2 protein-coding genes are annotated in these 1,624 nt (G+C 44.0%); both read right to left on the bottom strand.

Going from position 1 to position 1,624, the window contains the following annotated elements; genetic code table 11:
- Positions 1 to 23: 23 nt before the first annotated feature.
- Positions 24 to 977: an IS3 family transposase gene (locus tag GC098_RS23285; protein WP_312880296.1), complete on the bottom strand. Its 954-nt coding sequence runs from the start codon at positions 975 to 977 to the stop codon at positions 24 to 26.
- Complete coding sequence (locus tag GC098_RS23290; RefSeq protein WP_171645612.1) at positions 902 to 1,579, bottom strand: helix-turn-helix domain-containing protein; 678 nt, start codon at positions 1,577 to 1,579, stop codon at positions 902 to 904. Before GC098_RS23290 ends, GC098_RS23285 begins: the two co-directional genes overlap by 76 nt.
- Positions 1,580 to 1,624: the final 45 nt, after the last annotated feature.

A 1,624-nucleotide genomic window follows, 5' to 3' on the forward strand; every position in this document is an offset into this window, starting at 1 on the left:
GACAGTACAAAAAATAAAATGAATTAAGCGGCCTTGGTCCTGAATTCCATCGGACTGAGGCCGTTTAGTTTTGCTTGTAATCGTTCGTTATTGTAAAAGTGGATATAGAAAGTTACGTCCTTCTCGAGTTCCTCGAAGGTATGGTACGTGTGTAAATAATACTTCTCGCATTTCAGTGTCCCCCAGAAAGATTCCATGGGGCCATTATCGATGCACCGCCCAACTCGGGACATGCTCTGAGACAGGTTGTTTTCGTCCAAGAGCGCTTTGAAGTCCAGCGACGTGTATTGAAATCCCCTGTCGCTATGAAGCATCGGCTTACTTCCTGGAGCAGCTTGCAAGGCTAGTTTCAATGTCTGGAATACCAGTGGATTGTTATTGGAATGCCCCAATACGTAGGAAACGATGGATTTATCATGAAGATCAAGAATAGCGCTTAGATACGCTTTCTGACCATGGCCGTATTTGAATTCTGTTACATCTGTTACCCACTTTTCATTGGGTACTGCTGCTTGAAACTTACGATTTAACAGGTTGTCGGCTACCTGCTGCGGTGTGGAATGCGCATATTTCTTTTTCTTTCTGCGGATCACTGACTGGATCCCCTTTACCTTCATAAGCCGGTACACACGCTTATGATTGATGGATTTTTCGGTTTGTTTGCGCATATGCAGGGTTAATTGACGATAGCCAAAGATACGCTCAACTTTCTCGTAGATGGTCATCATCACCTGCGTCAGCTGCTCATTCTCCATCTCACGAGCACTGGGTTTGCGATTTAGCCATTTATAATAGCTTGAGCGTGCAATTCCTGCAATTTCGCACAGAAGCTGAACGCTAATTGACGCTTCTTCCTGAAGCGCTTGAATGGCAAGGTAGACATTCTCATGGCGATATTGGCTTAACTTCGCCTCCTTTGTAATTCCTGTAGCTTTTTTAAAAATGCATTTTCCGCCCGAAGCCGTTCCATTTCGTATTCCATCTTCTTCATCTCGAGTTTCTGTTGATCGGCCTCCGTTAACTCTTCGGGAGCTTTCTTCCGTCCTCGACCATCCTGTAATGCCCCTTGACCGCCAGTTTCGAATTTCTTGACCCATTGATACACTTGCTGGTAGGAGACCTTAAACTGCCCCGCTGTCTTTTGGTAATTATGCTGATGTGCCAGGCAGTATTGAACAATATCGATCCGTTCTTGATATGTTGTAGAGCGACCCTCTGTCATAGCTTTTGCTTCCCCTTTGTAGGCATTTAAGCTGCTATGACCATTATACTTCTTAATCCAATTGGATAGTTGTTTTGTACTAGCAATCTTGTATTTATCAATGATCTGATACTGAGACAATCCCCCCTCAAGGTAGTCCTTCACCGCGCCCAGCTTAAGCTCAGCACTATAACTTCGATTATGGGCACGACTCTCGAGTCCTTCGTAACCATACAGCTTGTAACGACGTTGCCACTTCATCAAAGTCGTTTTGTTGATCTCATATTTCTTAGCTGCGGCCAGAAAACCGAGTTGTCCACTTGATACTTCATTAAGGATAATAAGTTTTTCCGCAGCACCATATTTTCTTTTTGACATGAAGAAGCTCCCCTTACAGCAACTGGTTTTATTATTTCACCTGTC

Origin of the sequence: Paenibacillus phytorum, from assembly GCF_013141715.1 — a bacterium.
GTDB classification, from domain to species: domain Bacteria; phylum Bacillota; class Bacilli; order Paenibacillales; family NBRC-103111; genus Paenibacillus_E; species Paenibacillus_E phytorum.